Annotated in this window: 24 protein-coding genes; 13 read left to right on the top strand and 11 right to left on the bottom strand. The window is 67.0% G+C overall.

What is annotated here, in order from left to right:
* Positions 1–14 precede the first annotated feature (14 nt).
* The 4 genes from AC5P8F_RS18010 (at position 15) to betT (ending at position 3,332) form a co-directional block, all read left to right on the top strand.
* Entirely contained in the window at positions 15–368 is a 354-nt protein-coding gene (locus tag AC5P8F_RS18010) for an SMR family transporter (RefSeq protein WP_010485170.1), read from the top strand.
* Positions 368–691 carry a DMT family transporter gene (locus tag AC5P8F_RS18005; protein ID WP_014647443.1) on the top strand — a complete coding sequence of 108 codons (324 nt, stop codon included), beginning with the start codon at positions 368–370 and terminating at the stop codon, positions 689–691. Before AC5P8F_RS18010 ends, AC5P8F_RS18005 begins: the two co-directional genes overlap by 1 nt.
* 97 nt (positions 692–788) lie before the next feature.
* Positions 789–1,169, top strand: coding sequence for a VOC family protein (locus tag AC5P8F_RS18000; RefSeq protein WP_046431075.1), 381 nt, complete (start codon positions 789–791; stop codon positions 1,167–1,169).
* A gap of 183 nt (positions 1,170–1,352) precedes the next feature.
* On the top strand, positions 1,353–3,332 hold the full coding sequence (gene betT, locus AC5P8F_RS17995) for a choline BCCT transporter BetT (RefSeq protein ID WP_014647441.1): 1,980 nt from the start codon (positions 1,353–1,355) through the stop codon (positions 3,330–3,332).
* A 110-nt stretch (positions 3,333–3,442) separates the two neighbouring features.
* On the opposite strand, the gene AC5P8F_RS17990 is transcribed toward betT, so the two are convergent.
* Together AC5P8F_RS17990 and AC5P8F_RS17985 are read right to left on the bottom strand one after the other, a co-directional pair.
* The gene (locus tag AC5P8F_RS17990; RefSeq protein ID WP_262225023.1) at positions 3,443–6,070 is read right to left on the bottom strand and encodes a TonB-dependent receptor; all 2,628 of its coding nucleotides are present in this window, start codon (positions 6,068–6,070) and stop codon (positions 3,443–3,445) included.
* Positions 6,071–6,271: 201 nt separating this feature from the next.
* The gene (locus AC5P8F_RS17985; RefSeq protein ID WP_014647439.1) at positions 6,272–7,249 is read right to left on the bottom strand and encodes a zinc-binding dehydrogenase; all 978 of its coding nucleotides are present in this window, start codon (positions 7,247–7,249) and stop codon (positions 6,272–6,274) included.
* A 433-nt stretch (positions 7,250–7,682) separates the two neighbouring features.
* On the opposite strand from AC5P8F_RS17985, the gene AC5P8F_RS17980 reads away from it, so the two are divergent.
* From AC5P8F_RS17980 to AC5P8F_RS17965, 4 genes are all read left to right on the top strand, one after another.
* Entirely contained in the window at positions 7,683–10,046 is a 2,364-nt protein-coding gene (locus tag AC5P8F_RS17980) for a ribonucleoside-diphosphate reductase subunit alpha (RefSeq protein ID WP_126412463.1), read from the top strand.
* 110 nt (positions 10,047–10,156) lie between these two features.
* Positions 10,157–11,197 carry a ribonucleotide-diphosphate reductase subunit beta gene (locus tag AC5P8F_RS17975; protein ID WP_008267116.1) on the top strand — a complete coding sequence of 347 codons (1,041 nt, stop codon included), beginning with the start codon at positions 10,157–10,159 and terminating at the stop codon, positions 11,195–11,197.
* Between the two features lie 13 nt (positions 11,198–11,210).
* The gene (locus tag AC5P8F_RS17970; RefSeq protein ID WP_041864216.1) at positions 11,211–11,690 is read left to right on the top strand and encodes a flavodoxin; all 480 of its coding nucleotides are present in this window, start codon (positions 11,211–11,213) and stop codon (positions 11,688–11,690) included.
* On the top strand, positions 11,662–11,988 hold the full coding sequence (locus tag AC5P8F_RS17965) for a thioredoxin family protein (RefSeq protein ID WP_005409967.1): 327 nt from the start codon (positions 11,662–11,664) through the stop codon (positions 11,986–11,988). Before AC5P8F_RS17970 ends, AC5P8F_RS17965 begins: the two co-directional genes overlap by 29 nt.
* 63 nt (positions 11,989–12,051) lie before the next feature.
* Here AC5P8F_RS17965 and AC5P8F_RS17960 read toward each other — a convergent pair whose 3' ends face one another.
* Positions 12,052–13,383 (bottom strand): Nramp family divalent metal transporter, encoded by a 1,332-nt coding sequence (locus AC5P8F_RS17960; RefSeq protein ID WP_014647436.1) that lies wholly within the window; start codon positions 13,381–13,383, stop codon positions 12,052–12,054.
* Positions 13,384–13,500: 117 nt separating this feature from the next.
* On the opposite strand from AC5P8F_RS17960, the gene mntR reads away from it, so the two are divergent.
* Positions 13,501–13,971, top strand: a complete 471-nt coding sequence (gene mntR, locus AC5P8F_RS17955) for a manganese-binding transcriptional regulator MntR (RefSeq protein WP_014647435.1) — start codon at positions 13,501–13,503, stop codon at positions 13,969–13,971.
* Between the two features lie 114 nt (positions 13,972–14,085).
* Here mntR and AC5P8F_RS17950 read toward each other — a convergent pair whose 3' ends face one another.
* The 3 genes from AC5P8F_RS17950 to fabR form a co-directional block, all read right to left on the bottom strand.
* Complete coding sequence (locus AC5P8F_RS17950) at positions 14,086–14,634, bottom strand: thioredoxin-like domain-containing protein (RefSeq protein ID WP_481454044.1); 549 nt, start codon at positions 14,632–14,634, stop codon at positions 14,086–14,088.
* Positions 14,624–16,783, bottom strand: a complete 2,160-nt coding sequence (locus AC5P8F_RS17945; RefSeq protein WP_495228678.1) for a TonB-dependent receptor plug domain-containing protein — start codon at positions 16,781–16,783, stop codon at positions 14,624–14,626. Before AC5P8F_RS17945 ends, AC5P8F_RS17950 begins: the two co-directional genes overlap by 11 nt.
* Before the next feature lie 268 nt (positions 16,784–17,051).
* Positions 17,052–17,708 carry an HTH-type transcriptional repressor FabR gene (fabR, locus tag AC5P8F_RS17940; RefSeq protein WP_014647432.1) on the bottom strand — a complete coding sequence of 219 codons (657 nt, stop codon included), beginning with the start codon at positions 17,706–17,708 and terminating at the stop codon, positions 17,052–17,054.
* Between the two features lie 92 nt (positions 17,709–17,800).
* Between fabR and AC5P8F_RS17935 the strand changes: the two genes are divergently transcribed.
* Together AC5P8F_RS17935 and AC5P8F_RS17930 are read left to right on the top strand one after the other, a co-directional pair.
* Positions 17,801–18,871 (top strand): ferredoxin reductase, encoded by a 1,071-nt coding sequence (locus tag AC5P8F_RS17935; RefSeq protein WP_046431056.1) that lies wholly within the window; start codon positions 17,801–17,803, stop codon positions 18,869–18,871.
* A gap of 11 nt (positions 18,872–18,882) precedes the next feature.
* A complete protein-coding gene (locus AC5P8F_RS17930) occupies positions 18,883–20,031 on the top strand; it encodes a fatty acid desaturase family protein (RefSeq protein ID WP_014647430.1) in 1,149 nt (382 codons plus the stop codon).
* Between the two features lie 5 nt (positions 20,032–20,036).
* Here AC5P8F_RS17930 and AC5P8F_RS17925 read toward each other — a convergent pair whose 3' ends face one another.
* The 5 genes from AC5P8F_RS17925 to AC5P8F_RS17905 form a co-directional block, all read right to left on the bottom strand.
* Positions 20,037–20,372 carry a tetratricopeptide repeat protein gene (locus AC5P8F_RS17925; protein WP_075077115.1) on the bottom strand — a complete coding sequence of 112 codons (336 nt, stop codon included), beginning with the start codon at positions 20,370–20,372 and terminating at the stop codon, positions 20,037–20,039.
* Positions 20,369–20,947: a flavin reductase family protein gene (locus tag AC5P8F_RS17920; protein WP_032962524.1), complete on the bottom strand. Its 579-nt coding sequence runs from the start codon at positions 20,945–20,947 to the stop codon at positions 20,369–20,371. Before AC5P8F_RS17920 ends, AC5P8F_RS17925 begins: the two co-directional genes overlap by 4 nt.
* Positions 20,944–21,573, bottom strand: a complete 630-nt coding sequence (locus AC5P8F_RS17915) for a superoxide dismutase (RefSeq protein WP_014647427.1) — start codon at positions 21,571–21,573, stop codon at positions 20,944–20,946. Before AC5P8F_RS17915 ends, AC5P8F_RS17920 begins: the two co-directional genes overlap by 4 nt.
* A 584-nt stretch (positions 21,574–22,157) precedes the next feature.
* Entirely contained in the window at positions 22,158–23,678 is a 1,521-nt protein-coding gene (locus AC5P8F_RS17910; RefSeq protein ID WP_495228705.1) for a thioredoxin family protein, read from the bottom strand.
* A gap of 97 nt (positions 23,679–23,775) precedes the next feature.
* Positions 23,776–24,225, bottom strand: a complete 450-nt coding sequence (locus tag AC5P8F_RS17905; protein WP_069116493.1) for a GNAT family N-acetyltransferase — start codon at positions 24,223–24,225, stop codon at positions 23,776–23,778.
* Between the two features lie 66 nt (positions 24,226–24,291).
* On the opposite strand from AC5P8F_RS17905, the gene AC5P8F_RS17900 reads away from it, so the two are divergent.
* Both AC5P8F_RS17900 and AC5P8F_RS17895 read left to right on the top strand, forming a co-directional pair.
* The gene (locus AC5P8F_RS17900; protein WP_495228676.1) at positions 24,292–25,227 is read left to right on the top strand and encodes a TIGR03571 family LLM class oxidoreductase; all 936 of its coding nucleotides are present in this window, start codon (positions 24,292–24,294) and stop codon (positions 25,225–25,227) included.
* A 125-nt stretch (positions 25,228–25,352) separates the two neighbouring features.
* Positions 25,353–25,664, top strand: a complete 312-nt coding sequence (locus AC5P8F_RS17895; RefSeq protein ID WP_041863547.1) for a DUF3817 domain-containing protein — start codon at positions 25,353–25,355, stop codon at positions 25,662–25,664.
* Positions 25,665–25,726 lie beyond the last annotated feature (62 nt).

The following is a 25,726-nucleotide window of genomic DNA, read 5'->3' as shown; positions in this document are numbered from 1 at the left end:
GCAAGGAGTTTCACATGTCCCGTACTGTTCCCGCCCGTGGCGCGCTGGTCGCCTGGGCCTGCCTGACCGTGGCGATCGTCGCCGAAGTGGTCGGCACCTCGTTCATGGCCCACGCCGCCCGCGATGGCGGCTGGACCGGTTATCTGATCATGGCCGGTGCGCTGGCGCTGTCCTACTTCTTCCTGGCGCAGTCGGTGCGTCGCATCGCGGTGGGCGTGGCCTACGCGGTGTGGGAAGGCCTGGGCCTGACCCTGCTGACCGTGGTCGGCCTCACCGTGTTCGGCGAGAGCCTGTCACTGCAGCAGCTGGCCGGCCTGGTGCTGGCGGTGGTGGGCATCGTCTGCGTCACCCTCGGGGAGGCACACTGATGAATACCCTGGCTCTGTTTTTCGTGATCTGTTCGGCGCTGATCGATGTCGCCGCGAACATGATGGTGGCCAAGTCGGAAGGCTTCCGCCGCTGGCGCTGGGGTGTCGCTGCGATCGTCATGGTCTGGATCGCCTTCGCCCTGCTGGGCCAGGCGGTGCGTTACATGGACCTGGCCACCGCCTATGCGATGTGGGGTGCGATCGGCGTGATCGGAACCGCCACCTGCGGACGCCTGTTGTTCGGCAACCGCCTGCGTCCGATCGGTTGGATCGGCATCGGTCTGGTCACTGCGGCGGTGCTGCTGCTCAGCACCGCCAAGTAGCAACGGGTCTTTTCGCGGGCGTGGCGGCACCGGTGCGGGCGATTTGCGAAGTCGCCCGCGCTCGCCGACACTGCGGCTTTCCACAAGGAGTGCCCGCATGTTCAGCCACATCACCGTTGGAACGAACGACATGGACGTCGCGCATCGCTTCTACGATGCCCTGTTCGCCGCGATGGGGGCACGTCCGGGTGTGTTCGACGAAAAGGGTCGGCTGCTGTACTTCAAGGATGGGCGGATGTTCGGCGTGACCGCGCCGATCGATGGGCAGCCAGCGTGCCATGCCAACGGCGGCACCATCGGTTTCAGTCTGGGCAGTGCAGAGGCCGTGCGTGCCTGGCAGGAAGCTGGCGTGGCTCACGGTGGTACCGCAATCGAAGATCCGCCCGGCGTCCGCAACATGTCCGGTCGGCAGGTGTTTCTGGCCTATCTGCGTGACCCGGATGGCAACAAGCTGTGTGCGGTGCATGTAATGTCGTGATCGGACAGGATGCGCGTGGCCGCGCCGCGGCCCGCGCGGGCAAGGTTGCGCTCCGGCGCGCGCGTGATAACACGGAATGGTGGGCCGGGCCTGTGACCACAGGCCGCAACTTCATGCTCTGTCCACTGCGGTTCAGCCAGAATCGGTCGGCTAACCCTTTGATCTACCGGAGAACGCCGCCCCATGGATGTACTGGAGCCGCAACAATCCCCGGTGCGCACCCTTCGGCCTGTGTTCGCCTTTGCGGCGATCGTTGTCGTGGCGTTCGCGCTGTTCGTCAGCCTGTTTCCGCTCGGTGCGGGCCGCCTGCTGGTCAAGGCGCAGGACTGGGCCGCACTCAATGTCGGCTGGTACTACCTGCTGGCGATGACCCTGTACCTGGTGTTCGTGGTCGGTGTGGCGCTGTCCAAGTATGGTGGCATCAAGCTCGGCGCCGACCATGATGAGCCGGAGTTCAGCTATCTTTCCTGGGCCGGCATGCTGTTCGCCGCCGGCATCAGCATCACCCTGTTCTTCTTCTGCGTCTCCGAACCGCTGACCCACTACCTGCAGCCGCCGCAGGGCGATCCGGCCGCAGGCGAGGCCGGGGCGCGCCAGGCCATGCAGCTGCTCTTCCTGCACTGGGGCCTGCATGGCTGGGGCGTGTTCGCACTCGCAGCGATGGCGATGGCCTACTTCGCCTATCGCCACAACCTGCCGCTGGCGCTGCGCTCGGCGCTGTATCCGCTGATCGGCAAGCGCATCAACGGGCCGATCGGCTACACCGTGGACGCGCTGGGCATTGTCGCCACCGTATTCGGCATCGGCGCCGACATGGGCTTCGGCGTGCTGCACCTCAACGCGGGCCTGTCGCACCTGTTCAACATCCCGCACTCCAACCTGGTGCAGATCATCCTGGTGGTCAGCATGATGGGCGCGGCGGTGGCCGTCGCGGTTTCAGGCGTGGAGAAGGGCGTGCGCTGGATGGCCAACATCAACATGCTGCTGGCGATCGCGCTGGTGCTGTTCATGCTGTGCGCCGGCCCCACCCAGTACCTGCTGAGTACGCTGATGCAGAACCTGGGCGACTACCTGGGCAGCGTGGTCGGCAAGAGTTTCGATGTGTACGCCTATGGCGGCCGGCCGGAATGGCTGGGCGGTTGGACGGTGTTCTACTGGGCCTGGTGGATCGGCTGGGCGCCGTTCGTCGGCCTGTTCATCGCGCGCATCTCGCGTGGCCGCACCATCCGCGAATTCGTGTTCGGCGTGCTGCTGATCCCGCTGGGCTTCACCCTGGCCTGGCTGTCGATCTTCGGCAACAGCGCGCTGGACCAGGTGCTGCACCACGGCCAGCAGCAGCTGGCGCAGCTGGCGGTGGATGACCCACCGACCGTGCTGTATGCACTGTTGGATGGCTACCCGTGGAGCCGCACGGTGATCGCGGTGACCGTGCTGGTCAGCTTCATCTTCTTCGTGACGTCGGCTGATTCGGGGGCGGTGGTGTTGTCCACGCTGTCCTCGCATGGCGGCGCGCCGGAGGATGATGGTCCGCGCTGGCTGCGCGTGTTCTGGGGCACGGTGATCGCGGTGCTGACCGCCGGGCTGCTGCTGGCCGGCAGCATCGATGCACTGAAATCGGCGGTGGTATTGGCCTCGCTGCCGTTCTCGGCGGTGCTGCTGCTGATGATGTGGGGCCTGACCCGCGCCTTCAGTGACGAATCGCACCGCAAGCGCGCGCTGCAGTACCGGCCCTCGCCGCTGATCGGTGACGATCGCCACCATCAGGGCTGGCGCCAGCGCCTGAGCCAGGCCATGCACTTCCCGGTGCGCGACCAGGTCTACCGCTTCATGGATGACACGGTGAAGCCGGCGATGGAAGCGGTGGCCGAACAGCTGCGCGGGCAGGGCTGGGACGTGGCCACGCGCTTCGAGGCCGGCGACATGGAGCTGACGGTGAACCATGGCGAGCAGCAGGATTTCCTGTACCGGGTGATCCTGAGTGGCTACCTGACCCCGTCGTTCGCCGCGCAGCAGCTGCGCAACCAGCGCTACTACCGCGCGGAAGTGCATCTGTTCGAAGGCAGCCAGGACTACGACCTGGTCGGCTACAGCCGCAAGCAGATCATCAACGACATCATCAGCCAGTACGAACGGCACCTGCAGTTCCTGCACCTGAGCCGGTGATGCGGTGGGTGCGGACCGTTGGTCCGCACACCCCTGCAGAGCCGAGCCCATGCTCGGCTTCCTGTTGCCGAAGAGCAGCCGAGCACGGGCTCGGCTCTACAGGTGGCGCATCAGAACCGGTAGCGCGCGCCCAGCGAAACGAACTGCCCGCGCAGGTTGTACTGGCTGATGTCGAAACCGTTGGAGCCGCCGGCCGGGTCGAACGGCGGGTCCTTGTCGGTCAGGTTCAGCACCGACAGCGACAGCGTGGTGTTGGGAATGCCTTCGTAGGCCACGTACAGATCCAGCTGCTGATACGGCTTGACGCGGTCGCGCAGGCCCGGATTGCTGGTGGCCGTCGCCACGCGCTGGTCGTAGCCGCTCACGTACTGCAGGCTCAGCGTGCTGCTCCAGTCGCCCACCGCCCAGTTCAGCGAGGTGGTGCCGCGCGTACGCGGCAACGCGCCGTGGCGATTGTTGCCAGCCCCCTCATACGGCGCCTGACCGGCTATCAGCGGTTGCTTGAAGCTCAGCAGGTGGGTCCAGCTGCCGGCCACGGTGAAGTTGCCCCAGCCCTCGGTGCGGAAGGTGTGGTTGGCGTCCAGGTCCAGCCCGGAGGTGGTCAGTTCGCCCTGGTTGGCGTACTGGTTGGTGATGAACTGGATGCGCCCCTGCGCATCACGCTGTACACGGCCGGGGAACAGCGTCGGGTTGTCGACGATGAACTGCGCGCTGTCCGGCTTGACCAGGTTGTCCTGCTCGATGCGGTACCAGTCCAGGCCGATGCTGGTATCGCCATCCGGCGACCACACCGCGCCCACGTTGAAGTTGCGCGAGCGTTCGGCCTTCAGGTCCGGGTTGCCGGTGCGGATGTTGGTCACGCCACGGCTGCCACCGGGCTGCAGCGGATCCAGCGGATCGATCACCGAGCCGTAGCTGACGGTCTGGCCTGGCGCGATTTCCGGCAGCGAGGGGGCGCGGAAGCCGCGCGAGAACGAACCGCGCAGCAGCAGGCTGTCCAACGGCTGCCAGCGCAGCGCCAGCTTCGGCGAGAACGCCTTGCCGAAATCATCGTAGTGGTCGCCGCGACCAGCCACCTGCAGCTCAAGCGTGCGGTGCAGCGGCACGCTCAATTCGGCGTAGGCCGCGCTGACCTGGCGCTCGCCGTTGACCACGTTGATGGCCGGGCGCAGTTCGGTGCCCGACAGCACCTGTGCACTGGTGCGCGCATCCAGTGACTCCTTGCGGAACTCGGCACCCCAGGCGAAGCCGACCGCACCGGCCGGGAGGTCCCACAGCGAGGTCGAGGCCTTGACGTTCAACGCGTGCAGCTTGTACCAGCCTGGCCGCTTGGTCTGCAGGCGCAGTGCATCCAACGCGCCCGGCGTGCTGGACGGATTAAGGAAGTTGTAGCTGCCATCGCGCAGGATCTGTTCGAACGCGTAGCGGTTGACGAAATTGTCGACGTACTCGCGCTGCGCGCTCTGCGAGGTCAGCGCCGCCGCTTCCCAGTCCCAGCGCTCGCCACTGCCACGCACGCCGGCCAGGGCACGGTAGAACACCTGGGTGTTGTCCTTCAGGCGCGGGCCGAGGTCGAAGAAGGTGTACTCGAACGGCAGCGGCGTGCTGCCCGGGTTGTTCGGGTGGCCCACCGGCAGCACCGCCGGCACGTCGATAAGCGTGCCGGTGGCCGGGTTGTAGGCACGCAGGCCAGGGCCCACGGTGAGCGGCGCGCTGAAGATCTGGTCGGCCTTGTTGTGGCTGTACAGCACATCGGCGAAGGCTTCGACGCTGTCGTTGAAGCGGTAGGTCGCGCTCAACGACGCCTGCAGGCGCTCGGCGCCGGGCTGCAGGGTCTTGAACGGCTGCGCGTTGAAGGCGCAGGCCTGGCCGGGCAGGGTGCTGCCGAAATCGCTGTAGGGGCGCAGCTGGCTGCCCTCGGGGCAACTGGCGAACGGTTGCGGCGCGCGCGGGTTGGACAGCCAGTTGCCACCGGCAGTGGACCAGCCGGCCAGGCGGCCGCCGGGCCTGTCGCGGAAATCGCCGCTGCGGGTAAAGGCGCGCTGGTCTGCATCGAGCCGATCGCGCTTGAGCAGGTCCAGCCCGAACAGCACGTTCCAGCCCTGCTGTTCGAGGTCACCGAAGCCGGCCAGCAGGTTGGCCTTGCGTTCGTCCAGGCCGCCCTGGGTGGCGGTACCGAAGCCGCCGCCGACTTCCACGCCCTGGAAGTTCTTTCGCAGGATGATGTTGATGACGCCGGCGATGGCATCGGAACCGTACACCGCCGAGGCGCCATCCTTCAGCACTTCGATGCGTTCCACCGCGCTGATCGGCAGCGCGTTGAGGTCGACGAAGGTGTCCTGCGTGTTGAGCGCGAAGCCGAAGTTGGACACGCGATAGCCGTTGACCAGCACCAGCGTGTTCTTCGGCGACAGGCCGCGCAGGCCGATCGATGCAGAACCGGCGGCGAAGCTGCCGGTGTACTGCTCGTCGAAACTGTTGCCGGCATTGGCCGACAGGTTGCGCAGCACGTCGGTGAGGGTGGAGCGACCGGTCTGCTCGATCTGTTCGCGGCTGACGATCTGCACCGGGTTCGGCCCGGCGGTGTCGCTGCGCTTGATGTTGGAGCCGGTCACCAGCACGGTGCCCAGGGTGGTGCTGTCCTTGCCGGCATCGGCGGTTTCAGCGGCGCCGGCAGCGCCGGCGGTGAGGCCCAGCGCGATCGCGCCGGCAAGCAGGTTCAGGGTGGTGCGGTACATGGAAGCGACAACGCCGAACGGGGGAGGAGCCGTCAGTACCGCATGCAGGCAAGTACGCCTTCCAATGACGAAAGCGCATTCAGTTATACATCACAGGTTCTTAACGAACCGACTCGATGGGTGCGGACCGTTGGTCCGCACTCCTCCCCGGGGTCAGATCCCTTTCCAGCGGAAAGGGATCTGACCCCGGTTGTCCTACCCTCAAGGCCGCAGCAGCACCTTGCCATTGCGGCCAGAACCGGCGCCCGCCTTCGCCGCCTGGGCGATGTCGTCCAGTGCGAAGATCTGCTCCACCGGCAGGGTCAGTTCGCCGCTGGCCGCACGATTCAGCAGCTCGCCGACCAGCCGGCGCTTGTCCTCCACCGCCATCGCCTGGCTGACTTTGCTGCCCCAGAAGCCCTTCACCGTGGCCTCCTTGTAGATCAGGCCACCGGCGGGAATGCGCATCGGCTCGCCGCTCATCACCCCGAACGACACCAGGGTGCCGTGGTGGCCAAGCAGGTCGACCAGGTCACCGCTGGCGTCGCCGCCGATGGAATCCACCGCGGCCGCGGCCTGTGCTTCGCCGGTCGCTTCACGCACGCGATCCTTCCAACCCTCCACCGAGGTGTCGAACACATGATCGATGCCCAGCGCCTGCAACTGCGCGACCGCATCGGCATTGCGCACCAGGTTGGCCACATGCACGCCACGCGCCCGCGCCAGCATCGCCAGCGACTTGCCCACCGCGCCGTTGGCGGTGTTCTGAACGATCCACTGGCCTGCTTCGACGTGCAGGAATTCCAGCAGCATCAGCGCGCTCAGCGGCATGGCGATCAGCTGCGCGGCCATTTCGTCGGGGATCGCCTCGGGCATCGGAATCACCATGCGTGCCGGTGCAATGAACGCTTCGGCCCAGGTGCCATGCACCGAGGCGGCGGCCACCCGCTGGCCGATCTGCAGGCCGTCGACGCCTTCGCCGAGTGCATCGACCACGCCCAATGCTTCACTGCCACCGATCGCCGGCAGTGTCGGCTTGTAGCCGTAGAGGCCGCGCACGGTCAGCAGGTCGTGATTGTGGATCGAGGCCAGCACGGTGCGGATGCGCACCTCGCCGGGGCCGGGCTCGGGGAGGGTGGCATCGGCAATGGCGAGGACGTCGGCCGGGTTGCCGAAGGAAGGGTACTGGGCAGCGCGCATGGGCGGTGTTCCGCGGAAAGTTGATGTTGTACCGAACTGGGGACGCAGGCGCTGTCGACAAGGCGCCGCAGGTGCAACACGGCATCCTGCGACTGATCGTCGCGGCATGTCGTGATTGCCGCATCTTGTGTTGACGGTTCCGATTATCCCCACTATGTTGTGGTCGTCACTCCCGGTCAGCCGCCGCCGCCGGACACGCAGCAAACGTCCCGCGGCCCGCCCCTGAAGGCTTGCCGTGTCGACGCGGCCGCCATCGTGCGGACCCAGATCGCCCCCACGGCCCGGATACCGGCCGCAGGCGCAGGCTGTTGCCGACGATCTGGTGTTCCCGCGCTTTGGCATCCCACCCCGACCGCCCCGTGCGCCGGTATCGCGTGCAGGGCCGCCATGGCATCGACCGCCAACGCGCGTGCGAGCCTGGAGCTTCACCACCATGACCGACAGTACCTTCCGCGTGGCCGATCTGGCCGGCGCTGGCGACGCCTTGCGCGCCGGTGGCGAGCGCGTGCCGACCTGGGTCACCAAGGAGGCCGGCAACCGCCGCCTGCCATTCGACGCCGAGCGCCTGCAGCGCAGCATCGATGCGGTGCACGCCGAGTTCCCGCAGCTGGATGTGAGCGACTACCGCCGCGTGGTGCAGGCAATGGTCGAGCGCAAGCCCAGCATCAGCGCCGATGACCTTGTCGATCTGCTGATCCGCGAGGCCGAATCGCGCGTGGACCTGGTCGCGCCGGAGTGGGAGCAGTTTGCCGCGCGCATCTACCTGCGCCGCCTGTACAAGCGTGCCAGCCGCAACCGCTTCTACGATGTCGGCCTGAAGTACGGCTCCTACGTGGGCCTGCAGGAAAGCCTGGCTGACCGCGGCATCTACAGCAACGACATCCTGCGCTGCTACTCGAAGGAAGAACTGCAGCAGGCCGGCGGGATGATCGACCCGGAACGCGACCGCCTGTTCGCCTACAACGGCCTGTACCTGCTGGCCACGCGCTATCTGGCCAGCGACCGCAGCCGCGAGGTCTATGAGCTGCCGCAGGAGCGTTGGCTGACCATCGCGCTGTACCTCATGCAGGAAGAAAAGCCGCGCGAGCGGCGCATGCAGCTGGTCGGCGAGGCGTACTGGGCGCTGTCCAACCTGTACATGACGGTGGCCACGCCGACCCTGGCCAACGCCGGCAAGGTCGGGGGGCAACTGTCCAGCTGCTTCATCGACACGGTGGACGACAGCCTGCAGGGCATCTATGACTCCAATACCGACATCGCCCGCGTGTCCAAGCACGGCGGCGGCGTGGGTGCCTATCTGGGCTATGTGCGCAGCAGCGGCGCGCTGATACGGGGCGTGCCCAATTCCTCCGGCGGCGTGGTGCCGTGGATCAAGCAGCTCAACAACACCGCAGTTTCGGTCGACCAGCTTGGCCAGCGCAAGGGCGCGGTGGCGGTGTACCTGGACATCTGGCACCGCGACATCGAAGCCTTCATGGACCTGCGCCTCAACAACGGCGACCAGCGCCTGCGCGCGCATGATGTGTTCACCTCGGTGTGCGTGCCGGACCTGTTCATGGAAGCAGTCGAACGCCGTGCCGACTGGTACCTGTTCGACCCGCACGAGGTGAAGCAGGCCAAGGGCTGGTACCTGCAGGACTTCTACGACGAGAAGCGCGGCGCGGGCAGCTTCCGCGACCGCTACGCCGAACTGGTGGCCGACGAGCGCATCAGCCGGCGCACGGTGAAGGCGATCGATCTGTTCAAGCGGATCATGCTCAGCCAGCTGGAGACGGGCAACCCGTTCCTGTTCTACCGCGACGAGGTCAACCGCCGTAACCCGAACAAGCACGCCGGCATGATCTATTCCAGCAACCTGTGCACCGAGATCCTGCAGAACATGAGCCCGACGCGGATGATCCAGGAGATCGTCAGCGGCGACCAGATCGTCACCACACGCCGCGCCGGCGACTTCGTGGTCTGCAACCTGTCTTCGATCAACCTCGGCCGCGCGATCCGTGCGCCGGATGACCTGCTGGCCACCGATGTGCTGGAGCGCCTGATCCCGATCCAGGTGCGCATGCTGGACAACGTGATCGACCTCAACGCACTGCCGGTGCCGCAGGCCACGATCACCAACCGCAAGTACCGCGCCATCGGACTGGGCACGTTCGGTTGGCACCACCTGCTGGCGCAGCAGGCGATCCAGTGGGATTCACCGGATGCCGAACAGCTGGCCGACCGCCTGTATGAGCGCATCAATTTCCTGACCATCCAGGCCAGCGCGCAACTGGCGAAGGAAAAGGGCAGCTATCCGATGTTCACCGGCAGCGATTGGCACAACGGGCGTTACTTCCGTGACCGCGACTACACTGGCGCCGCATGGGACAGCCTGGCGCGCGAGGTCGCCACGCACGGCCTGCGCAACGGCTGGCTGCTGGCGGTGGCGCCGAACATGAGCACCGCGCAGATCGCCGGTTCCACCGCATCGATCGACCCGATCTACAGCGCGTTCTACTACGAGGAAAAAAAGGACTTCCGGCGGCCGGTGGCAGCGCCGGGGTTGTCGCTGGAAACCTGGCCGTACTACGAGAAGGGGGCGTACAAGGTCGACCAGTTCGCCAGCGTGCGCCAGAACGCGCGTCGCCAGCGCCATGTTGATCAGTCGATCAGCTTCAACCTGTACGTGCCCAGCACGATCCGCGCCAGCACCCTGCTGGAGCTGCACCTGAGCGCCTGGCGTGAAGGCCTGAAGACCACGTACTACGTGCGCTCCAACGACATCGACATCAGCGAATGCGAGTGGTGCGCCAGCTGACCGCTGCGGCCCCTGTAGCGCCGAGCCCACGCTCGGCTCCGACGCGAAGAGCAGCCGAGCATGGGCTCGGTTCTACATCTGCAACGCACGTAATACGAAGGTAGACGACCATGGCAACCCCCCTCGACCGCATCAAGATCCTCGAACCGCGCCATCCCAACCGCAGCACCGGCATCATCAACGGCCGCACCAGCGGGATCCTGAACTGGAATGACATCCCGTACCCGTCGTTCTATCGGGCCTACAAGGAGCTGTCGACCAACTTCTGGATCCCCGACGAGGTCGACATGAAAGCCGATGCGCGCCAGTACGGCGAGCTGTCCGGGCGCGAAAAGAACGCCTACGACTCGATCATCGGCCTGCTGGCCACGCTCGACTCACCGCAGACGCGCTTCATCTACAACGTGGCCGAGTACATCACCGACCCGGCCGCGCATGCCAATGCCGCGATCATCGGCCAGCAGGAAGTGATCCACAACGAGAGTTACAGCTATGTGCTGGCCTCGATCACCGACCTGCCGAACCAGAACCGCGTATTTGAACTGGCGCGCACCCATCCGACCATCATCAAGCGCAACGCGCCGATCATGGGCGCGTATGACGACTTCATGCGCGAGAAGACCGCCGAGACCCTGTTGAAGTCGTTGATCCAGTCCTCGATCCTGGAGGGCATCAACTTCTATTCCGGATTTGCGTACTTCTACAACATGGTGCGGCAGAACCGCATGACCGGCACCGGCAAGATCATCAGTTTCATCAACCGCGACGAACTGGCCCATACCAAGTTCATCAGCGAGCTGATCCGCGCCATCATCGGCGAGAACCCGGAGCTGCAGACCAACGAGCTGACCGCCTATGTGCACCAGGCGTTCGAGCACGCCATCGAACTGGAAACCCAGTGGTCATCGGAAGTACTGGACGGCATCGATGGCATCGATGTGGAGGAAATGACGCGCTACGTGAAGTACCGCGCCAACAAGATGGCCGGCATGCTCGGCATCGAGCGCCTGTACAGCGACACCACCGACAACGTGATGCCGTGGATCAAGGCCTACGCTGACAATTTCACCGAGACCAAGACCGACTTCTTCGAGATGCGCAATGCAAGTTACAAGAAGACCAACGTCGACAACGGCTTCGACGACCTCTGAGTCCGGCACGGCGCTGAGCATCCTGCTGGTGGTGGCCTCACTGAGCGGCAACACCCGCGAGCTTGGCCGGCAGATTGCCGAGCGTTGCCGCGCTGCAGGCCATGCCGTGCACTGGCAGGAGGCCGACGACCTGCAGCAGGCGCCGTCCCTGGCGGCCGACGAGGCCGACCTGGTGCTGCTGGGCTGCTGGACCGACAACGCCGGCCGCACGCCTTCGGAGATGAAGGCATGGGTGGCTGGCATCGCCGAGCGCGGCGAGCGGCCGCGGCAGCTGGCGGTGTTCGGTACCGGCGAGACACAGTGGGGGCAGGAGTACTACTGCGGTGCTGTGCACCGGCTGATCCGCTACTTCCACAGCGACTATCCGCCGCTGGAGATCGAACAGATGCCGCATGGCGAGCGCCATGCCGCGGCCATCGAGGCTTGGACCGATGCGGTCCTGGCCCATTACTGGAGCAACAGCGATGCAGATCATCGACGCCACCACGCCTGAGCAGTTCCAGCAGCTGCTGGCCGAACACCCGCGCGTACTGGTGGACTTCCACAAGGACCAGTGCCCGGGGTGCCGGATGCTGGAGATGTCGCTGCACCGGGTGGCCAACAGCGTCGCGGGGCAGGGCACCACGCTGCTGCGCGTGCAGCTGGAGGTGCTGGGCGAGGCGTTCTTCAGGGAACTGGGGCTGCGGCAGACGCCGACGCTCTCGCTGTTCCGTGACGGGGACGAACGTACCCGCCTGGCAGGGTTCCAGTCGCCGCAGCAGATCGAGGCCGCGATTGCGTTGCATCTGTAGCATGGAGATGGCGGGGTCGGAACCCCTTGCCTGCGGCAGGGAGTCCGACCCCAGGGATGCGGTTTACGCCCCGGCGAAGGTGTCCACCAGCAGCTTCACGTTCAACACCACGATCACCAGCGCGATCACCCAGGCGATCGCGCCCAGCCAGCGCGGTGCGACCAGCGCGCCCATCGTCACCTTGTCGGTCACGATCCGTACCAGCGGGATGATCGCGAACGGCAACTGCATCGACAGCACCACCTGGCTCAGCACCAGCAGCTTCACCGCGCCCTGGTCGCCGAACAGCAGGATCACCACCACCACCGGGATGATGGCCAGCGCACGCGTGATCAGCCGACGCAGCCACGGCGGCATTCGCAGGTGCAGGAAGCCTTCCATCACGATCTGGCCGGCCAGCGTGGCGGTCACCGTCGAATTCAGGCCCGAGGCCAGCAGGGCCACCGCGAACAACGTCGCCGCCGCGCCCACACCCAGCATCGGTGCCAGCAGCTGGTGCGCCTGCTCGATGTCTTCCACATCAAATCGGCCATTGGCATGGAACACCGCCGCCGCCAGGATCAGGATGCTGGCGTTGATGAACAGCGCCAGGGTCAGCGCGAGGGTGCTGTCGGTCACCGCCCAGCGCAGCGCGCTGCGGCGGCCTTCATCGGTACGTGGGTAGGCGCGGGTCTGCACGATGGACGAATGCAGGTACAGGTTGTGCGGCATCACGGTGGCACCAATGATGCCGATCGCGATGTACAGCGCGTGCGGATCGGTCACCACCTGCGCGCGCGGAATGAAGCCGCCCAGCACCGCCATCACCGGCGGCGCAGCCATCGCGATCTGCACCACGAAGCAGCCGAAGATCACCATCAGCAGCGCGATCACGAACGCTTCCAGCGCACGGAAGCCGCGGTTCATCAGCAGCAGCACCAGCAGCGTGTCCAGCGCGGTGATCACCGCACCCCACAGCAGTGGCAGATCGAACAGCAGTTTCAGTGCGATGGCGGTGCCGATCACCTCGGCCAGGTCGCAGGCGATGATCGCCGCCTCGCACAGCGCCCACAACGCCAGGTTCACCGGCTTGGGGTAACGCGCGCGGCAGGCCTGCGCCAGGTCCATGCCGGTGGCGATGCCGAGCCGCGCCGACAGCGCCTGCAGGATCACCGCCATCAGGTTGGAGACGAGGATGACCGACAGCAGCAGGTAGCCGAAGCGCGAACCGCCGGCGAGGTCAGTGGCCCAGTTGCCAGGGTCCATGTAGCCGACCGAGATCATGTAGCCCGGGCCCAGGAAGGCCAGCAGGCGGAACCACCAATGGCCCTTGTCGGGCACCGCGACCGAGGCGTTGAGCGCACCCAGGCTGGCCGGAGTGGAGGCCGAAGGGTCGCGGGGCGCCAGGGTGTTCATGGGTCCGAATATAGCTCCTGCTATAGTCATTAGCAATGTGAAACAATCGTCTTTGTCGTGTGACTGGTCCAGAATTCAGGTTCAACACCGGATTGCACCGGAAGGACAGGCGCAGGCGTGGGCAAGACCGACGATTCGACATCGCTGAAAAGCACCCCCTTGATCGAGGCCGAGCGCCAGGTCGAGAGCTTCCGGCAAGTGCGCGAGGCGCACCGGATGGAGCTGGTGGAGGACTATGTCGAGCTGATTTCGGACCTGCTGGCCGACGGCGGCGAGGCCCGCCAGGTCGACATCGCCACCCGACTGGGCGTGGCCCAGCCCACCGTGGCGAAGATGCTGCGGCGCCTGGCCCGTGATGGCTGGGTGGTACAGCGGCCGTACCGTGGCGTGTTCCTGACCCCGGAAGGCGAGGCGCTGGCCCACGCCAGCCGCCAGCGCCACCAGACCGTGGAGCGTTTCCTGCTGGCGCTGGGCGTGGACGCGGATACCGCGCGGCGCGATGCCGAGGGCATCGAGCACCATGTGAGCGAGCAGACGCTGGCATTGTTCGAAGCCTTCGTGCGCAAGGCCGAGGGCGAGGCGCCGTAACGGTAGCGCCGGGCCATGGCCTCCGGCCGTTCGCGCGATCCCGGTTTTTGTAGAGCCGAGCCATGCTCGGCTGCCGTTCGCACGGTGATCGAATGCGTCGAGCGTGGCTCGACTCTACAGATCGGGCGGGCAGCGCGCCTGCTGCTGCGCACACGCCCGTTTCATCCATTCCTTCAACACCGGCTGCAGGCCTTCATAGCGCCGGCCTTGCCAGCCGTTGGCCAGCACCGTGCCGTCGGCATCGATCAGTACCAGGTTCGGCGGTGCCAGCCCGGCCAATGCCTGCAGCGCCGGCATGCGCGCGGCGCGGCGCGGGTCCAGCACCGGCCACGGCATGTCCTGCGCGTGCATGTAGCGGCGCAGCGCGCTCTCGCTCTCATCCAGGCTGACGTACACCACTTCGGTATCGGCGCCGGCTTCGCGCAATGCGTCGCGCACGCTGCGCAGCGTGGGGACGAACGCATGGCACGGTGCGCACCAGTCGGCACCGAAGTACAGCGCGACCAGATTCGGCGGCGGCGACCACTGCATCGGCCGCAGCGAGCGCTGCTCCGGCCGCATCAACGAGGCCGAGACCTGCGCGTGCAGGTCCGCAGCCACCGTCGGTGCGGCCGGCAGCACGGCACAGGCCAGCACCAACGCTCGCAGCGCTTCAGAACGCATAGCGCAGGTTGACATACCACGAGCGCGCGAAGCGCGGCCCGTAGACATAGTCGCTGTCACGCAGTGCGCCCACTTCCAGATCCTTCTGGCGCTGATCGAACACGTTCTTGACGCCCGCGGCCACCGACACTTCCTGCTGCGCCTGTGCGCCCAGGTGACGGTGCCAGCGCGCCCCGAGATCGGTGACCAGGAACGAACGCGTGCGGTGCAGTTCGCCCAACCGGTTGTTCAGCACCGACATCGGCCCGGTATGGCGCAGCGCGACGAAGGTCTCCCACGGTTCGGCCGGCATCCAGCTGAGCTGGGCCAGGCCGGTCCAGCGCGGAGTCTTCAGGTAGTCGCGGCTTTCGATCACGGTGTCGCCACCGTCGCCGCTGTCGTCGAAGATGCGCTGCGGCTCGCGGAAGCGCGAGCGGTACCACGAGGCACCGGCGGTCAGGCGCCACTGCGGCGACGGCTGCCAGCCGAGGTTGGTTTCCGCACCCAGCACGTTCGAGCCGGAGGCGTTGTAACGCAGCTGGCTCAGCTGGCCGTCATCGCCGCGCTGGATCTCGCCCAGCGCGAAGGTATCGCGGATGCGTGCATAGGAGGCGGTAGCATCCCAGCTCCACACCGGATTGGCCGGGTCCGAGCGCCAGTCGAAGCCGAACAGGGTGGTCAACGCGCGCTCTTCCTTCAGGCCATCGGTATTGCGTACGCGTACCTGCTCGCCGCCGAGCGTATCGACGTGCACATCCTCAACGAAGATCTCCGGAGCACGGAAGCCGGTGGCAATGCCCGCCCGCCATTTCAGGTTCGGTGTAGCCTGCCAGGCCAGCGCGATGCGCGGCGAGAACACCGCGCTGTCCAGTTCCGAGCTCTTGTCCACGCGTGCACCCAGCACCAGGTCGACGTTGTCGTGCAGGCTCCATTCGTCCTGGATGAATGCGCCCAGGTTGTGGAAGGTCGCATCGTCCAGCACCGCAAGACGCTGCCCGTCACCGGTGCGGTTGTCGTCGCGCAGCGCCTCGTGCTTGTACTGCACGCCGAAGGCCAGCGCATGCGCGCCCAGCCGCCAGTTCAACTGGCTGTCGATGTAGTGCAGCGGGTTGTGGGTGCGGCCGTACTGGCGCCACGAACGCGAGGCCGCGCTGCCGGCCACGTTGCGGTCCAGCTGCGACGGGTCATAGCCGGGTGCGGACGGATCGGTGACTACGTCGCCGAGACCGCCGTAGAAGCTGTCGCGGTCGATGTCGGCGAAGGCGTAGGCCAGGCGGAAATCGACGTCGGCGGTGATCTCCTGGTCCCACGACACACTGCCGCGCCGGTATTTCGTATCCAGCGATTCGGCGATGTTGGCCAGGTATTCGGGCTGGTCCAGGCAGTTGCCGCCGCGGCGGGTTTCATCGGTCACCTGCAGGTCCAGGCGCAGCCGCGTACCCGGCGTGGGCGCGTACCAGGCCTGCAGCCCGCCGACCTTGAGGTTCTTGCGGGTGATCTCGGTGTAGCCGTCACCGTTGTAGTCGATGCCGTTGTTCCAGTTGCGCTGGGCAATCACGGACAGGCCGGCGTCTGCGTCCCTGGCCACCAGGTCCAGCCGCACGTCGGCGTTCTTCTGCGGCGTACCTTTCAGGACATCCACGCCGGCCTGCACATGGCCACCACTGCGCGCGGGCAGCGGCGGAATCAGGTTGATCACACCGGCAACCGCACCCGGGCCGTACAGCGCCGAGCCACCGCCCTTGACCACTTCGATGCGGTCGACGAACCCGGCCGGGATCTGTTCCAGGCCGTACACGCTGCCCAGCGTGGACAGCAGCGGGATGCCATCGAACAGCAGCTGGTTGTAGGCACCGGGCAGGCCCAGCAGCTGCACTTCGCTGGTGTTGCAGTTCTGGCAGTTGCTCTCCACGCGCAGGCCGTTGATCAGCTCGGCGGCGCGCGAGAAGTCGGTGGCCGCGCGCAGCGCGATGTCTTCCTTGCGCAGCACCTCGGTGCGGATCGGCACGTCCGACAGCAGGCGTTCGCTGCGCGTGGCGGTGCTCACCTTGACCTGCACACGGTCCAGTTCGGTCGGTTTCGGAGTGGCGGCCAGTGCAGGCAGCGGCAGGGTCAGGGCAATGGCGGCGGCCAGGGGCAGCCGATGGAAGAGGGGCGTGGCAACGGGCATGAGGGCGTCGTCCTTGGGGAAAGAAAGGCGGCGAGGGCGACCTGGCTGACGCATATGAAAGCAGCGGCTTATCAATATAGCAAATGCTATATAATGACGCCGCAGTCATTCCGAGCGGAACGCCGACCGAGTCAGATCATGGGCGTGTTATAACATTACATTTGGCGGCCGCAACCCTGCCTGTGGTCATGCACGGAGGTTGGTGTTGCTGTGTGGTTGGGGTCAGAGCCCTTTCCCCTGGAAAGGGATCCGACCCCGGGGGCGATCGTCAGCCGCGGCGGAACGCGGCGGGCGTGCGGGCGCCGACGATGATCATGCGGATCATCGTGGAGATCTCTTCGATCAGCTCCGGGTCCTTCTCCGGCGGCAGGTCCATGGCGGTGGCACCCATCGCGAACACCAGCCGGGTGATGGCCTTGGCCACCAGTTCCGGGGCATGCAGCACGGCGCCGTCCAGCGCGGCCAGGCGCACCAGGTCGTGCTGCAGCTCTTCCTCGAAATAGTGCAGCTCACGTTCGACCGCGTGCTTGAAGTCGTCCGAACCCACCGCGCCTTCGCGCAGCAGTACGTGCAGCAGCTTGTCGTCGGCGCGCAGCTGTTCCATGAAGGTCTCCACCGAAACCCGCACCACGCTGGTGGCGGTGGAGGTGGCGCGCTGGCGGGCCTCGCCGATGATGGTCCGCAGCGAACGGCCGGCGGCGTCGATCAGCGCCACGGCCAGTTCGTCCATGTCGCGGAACTGCCGGTAGAAGCTGTTCGGCGCGATGCCGGCCTCACGTGCCACTTCGCGCAGGCTGAGCGTGGACAGGCTGCGGTGCGGCCCGATCAGTTTCAGGGCGGCGGCCAGCAGGTCCTCGCGGCTCACCGTACGGCGGGCCGGGCTGTTGGCATCTTCAGGCGTCGACAAGGCGGTGGCGGCGGCCATGGGGGTTCCGGTGGGGCGAGGCTGAATCATACCCAATCCGGTTCAATATACACATGTATACACAGGTGTATGTGCGCCCGTATAGTTCGCCCATGAGCGCTGTCGTCCGTCCGTCCCTGTTCTCTCCGTACCGCTGGGTCTCGCCGTCGCTGTTCGATTTCTGGGCGGGCCAGCTCAATCCCCTGTGGACCCTGCGCGAGCCGGTGGCCCGCCTGGTCCGGCGAGAGCCGGCCGGCGAGGGCGCGGCGACCCTGGTCCTGCGCACCAACCGGCACTGGGCCGGCATGCGCGCCGGCCAGCACGTCACCCTGGGCGTGGAGATTGAAGGGCGCCTGTGGCAGCGCAGCTACAGCCCCACCGCACTGGGACGGCGCGAGCTGGCGATCACCGTCAAGGCGATCGACGGCGGCCTCGTCAGCCAGCACCTGGTCAACCACGCGCAGCCGGGCGAACTGTTCCGCCTCGATGCCGCCTTCGGCGAGTTCCACATGCCGGCTGCGGCGCCGGTGTTGCTGCTGGCTGCCGGCAGTGGCATCACGCCGATGCGCAGCCTGTTGCGCGACGCCTGCCAGCGCCCGCTGGCAGCGCCGGTGGACCTGTTCTACTGGGAACGCAGCGCCGCCCACCTGCAGTTCCGTGATGAGCTGCAGGCGTTGGCCGCCAGCCAGCCGAACCTGCGTGTGCATCTGCTGACCACCCGCGAAGGGGATGTGCCCGCCGCACGTATCGATGCCCACGACCTGCAGGTGGCGGGCGATGACACCCCGTTGGCGCAGCGCCATGTGCTGGCCTGCGGCCCGGACGGCTTCGTTGCCGCCGCCCGCGAACGCCTGGCGCACCAGGTTGCCGGTTTCCAGGCGGAAGCGTTCACTCCTCCCGCACCGCTGCGTGACGCCAGCAGTGAAGGGGAGGTCGTGCTGACGCTGGCGCGCAGTGGCCGCCAGCTGAGCGTGCCGCGTGGCAGCTCGTTGCTGGAAAGCCTGGAAGCCCATGGCATCAAGCCCAGGCATGGCTGCCGCATGGGCATCTGCAACACCTGCAGTTGTGACCGCGTCAGTGGCGCCACCCGCCACCTGCGCACCGGCGACCTGCAGTCCGAATCGGCGCAGCCGGTACGGATCTGCGTGAGCGCACCGACCACCGACCTGACCCTGGATCTCTGAGGACGCCTGCCATGACCCGCGCTACCGACCGTGCCCTGAGTACTGCCGAGATGCATGCCTTCGGTGAGGAACTCGACGCGATCCGCGACCGTGTGATCGGCAGCCTCGGCGCCTCCGATACCCGCTACATCCGCCGCGTGGCCGCCGCCGTGCGCTGGTTTGGCGTGGGGGGCCGTGGCCTGCTGTTCCTGGCGGCGTTCTCGCCACTGTTCTGGATGCCGCTGCTGTGGCCGGCCGCGATCACCGGCACGCTGCTGCTGGCGCTGTCGAAGATCCTGGAGAACATGGAGCTGGGCCACAACGTCATGCACGGCCAGTTCGACTGGACCGGCGACCCCAAGCTCAACGGCAATACCTATGAGTGGGACATCGTTGCCACTGCCGACAACTGGCGCAAGACCCACAATTTCCGCCACCACACCTATACCAACGTGCGTGGCATGGACGATGACATCGGTTATGGCCTGCTGCGCATCTTCCCGGAGCAGCGCTGGAAGCCGTTCTACCTGCTGCAGCCGATCATCGCGCCGATCTTCGCGCTGCTGTTCCAGTGGGGCGTGGCCGCGCAGGACCTGCGCCTGGGCCGCTGGCTGAAGGGCCGTATCAGCGGCCGTGCGATGTGGCTGCAGACCCGCCCGGTGGCGCGGAAAATGGCCCGCCAGGTGCTGAAGGACTACGTGTTCTTCCCGCTGCTGGCCGGCCCGTTCTTCCTCACCGTGATGCTGGGCAACATGGTGGCCAACGGACTGCGCAACATCTGGACCTACGTGATCATCTTCTGCGGCCACTTCACCGCCGAATCGGAAACCTTCCCGAAGGAATGCCTGCGCAATGAATCGCGCGGCCACTGGTACCTGCGCCAGCTGCGCGGTTCATCCAACATCAGCGGCGGCTTCCTGATCAACGTGCTGTCGGGCAACCTCAGCCACCAGATCGAGCATCACTTCTATCCGGACCTGCCGGCCAACCGCTATGCGGCCATTGCCAAGGAAGTGAAGGACATCTGCCGTCGCTACGGCCAGCACTACAACAACGGCTCGCTGCCGCGCCAGTTCGGCCAGGTGGTCTGGCGCATCCTGCGCCACGCGTTCCCGAGCAAGCCGCGCCGCCTGCCGATGTCGGACATCATGTCCGCACCGGCATCGGCCAACGCGGGCTGATCAACTCAGCCCGCCTTCGCCGGCTCCGCCTGCTCGCGGTCCAGGCGGCGCAGGAACACCTGCATTTCCCTGCGTGCCTGCTGGTCGCCCTTGCTGCCGGCCACGCTCAATCCGCGCTGCCAGGCTTCGCGCGCCGCCTGCGGCTGGCCACTGGCCAGCCAGGCCTTGCCCAGCAGCTTCCACGCCGCCGAGTACTGCGGATCAAGCACCACGCAACGGCCCAGATGGGTGGCCGCGCGCACCGGGTTGCCGGCATCCAGCCAGCCCTTGCCCAGGCCGAAGCGCAGCAGCGCGCCATCCTTGCCGGCGGCGAGCATGCATTCCAGAGCTTCGATGTTCATCCGCGCACCTCCACCAGCAGTTCGGCCGGGCCGGGCTGGAAGCGGCCGCGATGGAACAGCAGCGGCGCGCCGCCGTTCTCGTGCACGTCGATGATGCGGCCGGCCAGCAGCAGGTGATCGCCCACCGGCCACTGTGCGTGGCGGGTACAGGTGAGATGGGCGACCGCACCGGCGATGCGGGGTGGGGCGTCCTCGTCGTCATCCAGCAATGCCAGGCCGTCGAAGCGATTGCGGACCTGCGGATCGGCGAAGCGCCGGGCCAGCGCTTCCTGGTCGGCCGCCAGCACGCTGATTGCAAAGCGGGTGGCGCGCTGGAAGGTGGACAGGCTCTGCGCGTGCAACGCCAGGTTCCACAGCACCAGCGGTGGCTGCAGCGAGACCGGTACGAACGAGTTGATGGTCAGGCCGACCGGCTTGCCCTGTGCATCGCGCGCGCAGACGATGGCCACGCCGGTCGGGAAATGGCCGAGCAGCCGCCGCAGGGCACGCGGCGGCATCTCGACCGACGGCACCGGCGCCGGTGCGGGGAAGACCCCCGCCCACGGCCCGGCGTACGGCACTGTCTCGCCGCTCATGAGGCCCGGGCCTGGCGGTAGCGCCGGCCGACCTCGGCCCAGTTGATGATGTTGAAGAACGCACCGATGTAGTCCGGGCGACGGTTCTGGTAGTGCAGGTAGTAGGCGTGTTCCCAGACGTCCAGCGCGAGGATCGGGGTATTGCCTGACAGGCCCACGGTTGCACCCATCAGCGGGCTGTCCTGGTTGGCGCTGCTTTCGACCTGCAGGCGGCCATCGCGGTCACTGGTCAGCCAGGCCCAGCCGCTGCCGAAACGGGTCTGCGCGGCCTTGCTGAAGGCGTCCTTGAAGGCATCGAAGCTGCCCAGGTCACGGTCGATGGCGGTGGCCAGTTCCTCATCGGGTGCACCACCGTCGGCGCTGAGCACGGTCCAGAACAGGCTGTGATTGGCGTGGCCACCGCCGTTGTTGCGGACCGCGCCACGCTGCGCCTCGGGCACGGCACCGAGGTTGGCGATCAGCGCCTCGACCGGCAGCTCGGCGATGCCGGCCTGCTCGATGGCGGCATTGAGGTTGTTGACGTAGGCCTGGTGGTGCTTGCTGTGATGGATCTCCATCGTGCGCGCATCGAAGTGCGGCTCAAGGGCGTCGTAGGCGTAGGGGAGCGGGGGAAGCGAGTACGACATCGAAGCAATCTCCGTGGGGAAGGCCAGGGGCTGGCCGTGGGGAGATTGTTATCGCACCTCAACATTGGTTGAGGTCAAGGGGCGGGATTGAAATGCGTGCGCGTTCGTCGCCTTGATTCTTCCTGGCAGGCAGGGGCTGATGGGTCAGCGCAGGACACGCCGTGAACCCATCCATGGGGGCTCGATGGCGCCATCCGTGGCGCCAACGGTCCTGCGCTGACCCATCAGCCCCTGCAGGACAGCTCCCTGCGCTGGCGCGGAGACGGAGTCAAAGGCAGGAGCAGGAGCGGCATGGTAGTGCCGGCCGCTGGCCGGCAATCAGCGAAGGTCGGGTTGCCGGCCAGCGGCCGGCACTACCAGAACCCGCTTTTCGAACCTCACCGGCGCGCTGTTGCGCTGCCCGCGCTCGCAGGAAACTGTCAGGAGGGGGCGGGGGCCGCTGGACAGGACCGTTGGCGCCAAGGATGGCGCCATCGAGCACCATGGAGGGGCTTTTGCGTGTCCTGGCCAGCGGCCCCCGCCCCCTCCCACACGGATCAACGAAAGCGCCGGCAGGCGAACCAGCCGCCAGCGCCTTCATCAACTCAACTCAACCAATCCTTGCACGCACCATCAACCTGTTCCCCGCACGCCTGCTGCATCCGCTGCTGCAGCCGCGCCAGTGTTTCGGCGCCCTGGTGCTTGCCGCTCCACGTCTTCAACTGCCCGGCCAGGCGCTCGAAACGCTGGCGGGTGCGCTGGTGGTAGCCCGACGGCTGCGCTTCCAGTTCGGCGATCAGCGAGGCGGTGGCCTGCTCGATGCGTGGTGCATCGTCCGGCGCCAGCTTCAACAGGCCCTCCACGTACAGCACGCCCCACTGTACGCGGGTGGCCGGGCCCTGCGCGCCATCGTAGGCGCGCTTCAGCCACTCCAGTGCGCCGGCGGTGTCGCCGCGCTGCTCGGCCAGTTCGGCCAGCTCGGGCATGTAGTAGTACGGCTGCTCGCTGCGCTTCAGCTCGGCCAGCAACAGCGCCTCGGCGCCCGCGTCGTCGCCGACCTGGCGCAGTGCGTAGACCGCGCCGCTGATCGTGGCCTGGCGTGCATGCGCATCGGTGGCGGCGGCATCGGCAGCGGCCACGCGCTGCTTGACCCGCTCAACCAGGGCCGCGGGCAGTGCGCCGTTGGGCTGCTGCTGACGGGCCAGCGACACTTCGGTCAGCGCACGCGACAGCGCGTCGTCGGCACGGTTGCCGCGCTCGGCATCTGCGCGCTCCAGTGCGACCAGCAGCTGCTGTCCCAGCGTGTTGCTGGTGGCCGGCCCCGCACTGGCCTGCTTGACCAGCGTCGCGCCCGCGTAGCCCAGCAGTTCGCGGTTACGACGGACTTCGGCAGGTTGCGCCAGCACTGCCTGCAGCAGCTCACGCACCTCGGTGGGCGAGCTGGCGGGCGTGTCGGCGGTGGCCAGGGCCAGCAGGGCGAAGCGGCGTTGCAGCGCCGCGTCGGGTGCGGCCTTGGACAGCTGGCGCAGCACATCCTGGCTCCTGCGCTCGCCGGCCAGGCGGTTGGCGTCGACTTCCCAGCCGTAGTCGCCCAGCACCTGCCAGTCTTCGGCGGCCAGCCTGTCCGGCGTGGCCAGCGCCGTCGCCAGGGTGGCGGCGATGGCGCTGCGGCGCCCGGCCGCGACGGTCAGCGCACGGGTCAGTTCGGCCGCGTCGTTGCCGCCGGCCACGCGGGTGAGCTCATTGCGTTGTGGGTCCAGCACGATCAGGGTCGGATAGCCGCGCACCCCGAAGCGTTCGCCCCAGGCCTGTGCCCCTTCCTCGTCGCCATCCAGGTAGACCGGCACGAACTTGCCGGTCAACGCGATGAACGCCGGGTCCTTGAACAGGCCGGCCTTGAGCTGGTTGCACGGCGGGCACCAGACCGCGCCCCAGTACAGCAGCACCGGCTTTCCGCTGTCGGCGGCCTCGGCGAAGGCATCGTCCACATCGCCCTGGCGCCAGGCGATGGCGGACGCCGGCGCGGGCGCCTCGGCGGAGCTGGCGGTGGACACCGGGGCCGGGGTGCAGGCGCTCAGCGCCGAAGCCAGCAGCAACACGGAAAGCGCGACGCGCATCGGCGGCATCTCGAAGGGGGGACAGTCCATTGTAGGAATGGCCGGGGAGTGTGCTGATTCAGTTTGCTTATATCGGCCGTGCAGCGGGGCATGACACCCGCTGTCCTCAGGCGGCTGCCCGCACCATCTGCTGGTACACCAGCCCGTTGAACTCGCCGACATCACCGTCCAGCACGAAGCCATAGCGCAGGTAGGTAGGCACTGCGTTGAGCGAGGCGCGCACGGTCAGCACCGGTGTGCGCAGGTGCGGCAGCACGGCTTCGAACAGGGCATGGCCGATGCCCTGGCCCTGGCAGGCGGGATCGACGAACAGCATCGCCAGGTGGCGGCCTTCCTTCAGCTCTACCACGCCGAGGATGCGGCCATCCTGCTCGGCCACCAGGATGTGGTTGTCACCCTGCAGGCGTGCAGCGAACGCATCGGCGGCGGCGACACTGCCGAACGTAGCAATGCCGGCCGCGCTGAGCGAGGGCGCGACGGCCGCAGTGAATGCGGCCAGGCATACCGCGCTCATCGCGGGCAGGTCATCGATGAGCGCGGGGCGGATCCTCGGCATGCAGCGATCTTCATGTGGTGTGTGGCGTGTCATCGTCGCCGGTTGCCTGCACGCTAAGCTGGTCCCATGAGTGAATTCAATCCCGCCTACGCTTCGTTGTTTCCGCAACAGGGACTGAGCCTGGGCCTGATGACGCCCGTTGCGGCGCATGGGCTGGCCGATCCGGGCGCGGCGCGGCGCATTGCGCGGCTGGCCGACGATCTTGGTTTCGCCGCGTTGTGGGCGCGCGATGTACCGCTGATGGTGCCGCAGGGTCCGGACGCGACGGCGAGCGCGCTGGACGACCCCTTCCTGTGGCTGGGCATGCTGGCCGCCGCGACCACGCGCATCGTGGTCGGTACCGCCGCCATCGTGTTGCCGTTGCGCCAGCCGTTGCAGGTGGCGAAGTCGGCCTTGAGCCTGGACCGGATCGGTGCAGGGCGGTTCGTGCTGGGCCTGGGTTCGGGTGACCGCCCGGAAGAATTCGCCGCCTTCGGCGAGGATCTGGAGGGCAGGGCGGCGACCTTCCGTGAGCGCTGGACGTTGCTGCGCGCGGCATTGTCACCGGAGGCCGATGCGCGGACCGCCGTACTGCAGGCCACGGGTGGCTTCGACGTGCTGCCGGCGCCGGCAACCCGCATCCCGATGCTGGTGGTGGGTACCGCGCGGCAGAGCCTGCAGTGGATCGCGCGCGAGGCCGAAGGCTGGGCCACCTATCATCGTGAGGAGGCCGCGCAGGAGGGGCGGATCGGCCTGTGGCAGCAGGCGCTGGTGCAGCGTGGTGGCCCAGGCAAGCCGTTCGTGCAGTCGATGCTGCTGGATCTGCAGGCAGATCCGCAGGCACCAGCCGAGCCGCTGCCGCTGGGCCTGAAGGTCGGCCGCGATGGCCTGCGTGACTATCTGCTGCGCGTGCATGGGCAGGGCGTGGCGCACGTGATGTTCAATCTGGTCGACAACGGGCGGCCGATGGACGCGGTGTTGCGTGAGATCGGGGAGCAGGTTCTGCCGAATATGCCCCGGTAGGTGTCCACCTTGGTGGACACGCTCCAGCAGTCGAGCACGGCTCGGCTCTACATGCACTGTGCATCTGCGTATCATTCGCATTTGATACCCCGCTGCCGGAGCCCCGTGTGACCCAACGTTCCCCCATGCACCCGAGCGGACGCCTGTTCGCCGCGGTCGCTTTCATCGAGGCCGTGACCTGGGCCGGCCTGCTCATCGGCATGTGGATGAAGTACGGCCCCATGGCCAACGTGGCGCTGGTGAAGCTGTTCGGACCCCTGCACGGCGTGGCGTTCCTGCTCTATGTGGCGGTGACGCTGTTCGCGGCGCTGCGCCTGCGCTGGCCGTGGTGGGCCAGTGCGCTGGCGCTACTGGCAGCCATCCCGCCGCTGGTGACGCTGCCATTGGAATGGTGGTTCAAGCGCCGTGGCCTGTTGGGCCTGCGCGCGGTGCGCTGAAGTCGCTGTTGCGTGCTCGTTCAAGAGAATGGGTGTCAAATGCAAATACGAGCCGTTATCAT

The organism is Stenotrophomonas sp. YJH_SMC_69, assembly GCF_059370495.1.
Note: the sequence above shows the minus strand (reverse complement) of the source record. Positions and strands in the feature narration are given on the sequence as shown.

What these genes read in the sequence shown, in the direction of transcription:
- AC5P8F_RS18010 (WP_010485170.1), top strand. Translation starts at nt 15, where the DNA reads ATGTCCCGTACTGTTCCCGCCCGTGGCGCGCTGGTCGCCTGGGCCTGC.
- AC5P8F_RS18005 (WP_014647443.1), top strand. Translation starts at nt 368, where the DNA reads ATGAATACCCTGGCTCTGTTTTTCGTGATCTGTTCGGCGCTGATCGAT.
- AC5P8F_RS18000 (WP_046431075.1), top strand. Translation starts at nt 789, where the DNA reads ATGTTCAGCCACATCACCGTTGGAACGAACGACATGGACGTCGCGCAT.
- betT (WP_014647441.1), top strand. Translation starts at nt 1,353, where the DNA reads ATGGATGTACTGGAGCCGCAACAATCCCCGGTGCGCACCCTTCGGCCT.
- AC5P8F_RS17990 (WP_262225023.1), bottom strand. Translation starts at nt 6,070, where the DNA reads ATGTACCGCACCACCCTGAACCTGCTTGCCGGCGCGATCGCGCTGGGC.
- AC5P8F_RS17985 (WP_014647439.1), bottom strand. Translation starts at nt 7,249, where the DNA reads ATGCGCGCTGCCCAGTACCCTTCCTTCGGCAACCCGGCCGACGTCCTC.
- AC5P8F_RS17980 (WP_126412463.1), top strand. Translation starts at nt 7,683, where the DNA reads ATGACCGACAGTACCTTCCGCGTGGCCGATCTGGCCGGCGCTGGCGAC.
- AC5P8F_RS17975 (WP_008267116.1), top strand. Translation starts at nt 10,157, where the DNA reads ATGGCAACCCCCCTCGACCGCATCAAGATCCTCGAACCGCGCCATCCC.
- AC5P8F_RS17965 (WP_005409967.1), top strand. Translation starts at nt 11,662, where the DNA reads ATGCAGATCATCGACGCCACCACGCCTGAGCAGTTCCAGCAGCTGCTG.
- AC5P8F_RS17960 (WP_014647436.1), bottom strand. Translation starts at nt 13,383, where the DNA reads ATGAACACCCTGGCGCCCCGCGACCCTTCGGCCTCCACTCCGGCCAGC.
- AC5P8F_RS17950 (WP_481454044.1), bottom strand. Translation starts at nt 14,634, where the DNA reads ATGCGTTCTGAAGCGCTGCGAGCGTTGGTGCTGGCCTGTGCCGTGCTG.
- AC5P8F_RS17945 (WP_495228678.1), bottom strand. Translation starts at nt 16,783, where the DNA reads ATGCCCGTTGCCACGCCCCTCTTCCATCGGCTGCCCCTGGCCGCCGCC.
- fabR (WP_014647432.1), bottom strand. Translation starts at nt 17,708, where the DNA reads ATGGCCGCCGCCACCGCCTTGTCGACGCCTGAAGATGCCAACAGCCCG.
- AC5P8F_RS17935 (WP_046431056.1), top strand. Translation starts at nt 17,801, where the DNA reads ATGAGCGCTGTCGTCCGTCCGTCCCTGTTCTCTCCGTACCGCTGGGTC.
- AC5P8F_RS17930 (WP_014647430.1), top strand. Translation starts at nt 18,883, where the DNA reads ATGACCCGCGCTACCGACCGTGCCCTGAGTACTGCCGAGATGCATGCC.
- AC5P8F_RS17925 (WP_075077115.1), bottom strand. Translation starts at nt 20,372, where the DNA reads ATGAACATCGAAGCTCTGGAATGCATGCTCGCCGCCGGCAAGGATGGC.
- AC5P8F_RS17920 (WP_032962524.1), bottom strand. Translation starts at nt 20,947, where the DNA reads ATGAGCGGCGAGACAGTGCCGTACGCCGGGCCGTGGGCGGGGGTCTTC.
- AC5P8F_RS17915 (WP_014647427.1), bottom strand. Translation starts at nt 21,573, where the DNA reads ATGTCGTACTCGCTTCCCCCGCTCCCCTACGCCTACGACGCCCTTGAG.
- AC5P8F_RS17910 (WP_495228705.1), bottom strand. Translation starts at nt 23,678, where the DNA reads ATGCCGCCGATGCGCGTCGCGCTTTCCGTGTTGCTGCTGGCTTCGGCG.
- AC5P8F_RS17905 (WP_069116493.1), bottom strand. Translation starts at nt 24,225, where the DNA reads ATGCCGAGGATCCGCCCCGCGCTCATCGATGACCTGCCCGCGATGAGC.
- AC5P8F_RS17900 (WP_495228676.1), top strand. Translation starts at nt 24,292, where the DNA reads ATGAGTGAATTCAATCCCGCCTACGCTTCGTTGTTTCCGCAACAGGGA.
- AC5P8F_RS17895 (WP_041863547.1), top strand. Translation starts at nt 25,353, where the DNA reads ATGCACCCGAGCGGACGCCTGTTCGCCGCGGTCGCTTTCATCGAGGCC.